The following is a 559-nucleotide window of genomic DNA, read 5'->3' as shown; positions in this document are numbered from 1 at the left end:
CTGCACGATGTGGGCAAGGCCTTCCTGCCGCATGAACTGCTCAACAAGCCGGGCAAGCTGACCGACGAAGAATTCACCCAGATCAAGAAGCACCCCGAGCTGGGCTACAAATACCTGAGCCAGGACCCCAACGTGCCCGATTACGCGCGCGATGTCTGCCTGCACCATCACGAGAAGATGGATGGCCACGGCTATCCGGAACTGCTGCGCAGTGGCCAGATCAGCCTGTATGCGCGCATGGCGGCGATCTGCGACGTGTATGACGCGCTCACCTCGGACCGTCCCTACAAGCGTGCCTGGGACCCGGCCGAGGCGATTTCCAGCATGGCGTCCTGGACCGGCCACTTCGACCGCGCCATGTTCCTGGCCTTCGTCAAGACCCTCGGCATCTATCCGGTGGGTTCCATCGTCAAGCTGGAATCCGGCCGCTCCGGCTTCGTGATCCGCCAGAATGCGCAGGACCTGACGCGGCCGGTACTGAAGGTGTTCGCCAAAACGACGGCATGGAAATGAGCGACACCGAGATCCTCGACCTCATGGCCACCCCCGAAGCCGATAC

At 62.3% G+C, this 559-nt stretch carries 1 pseudogene; it reads left to right on the top strand.

What is annotated here, in order from left to right:
* Positions 1 to 559 (top strand): annotated as a pseudogene (locus B3873_RS01585) (HD-GYP domain-containing protein); the annotation flags it as partial.

Origin of the sequence: Herbaspirillum sp. UBA812 (assembly GCF_002296545.1) — a bacterium.
GTDB lineage: Bacteria > Pseudomonadota > Gammaproteobacteria > Burkholderiales > Burkholderiaceae_D > Herbaspirillum > Herbaspirillum huttiense.
This window is presented reverse-complemented; position numbering and strand designations above follow the sequence as displayed.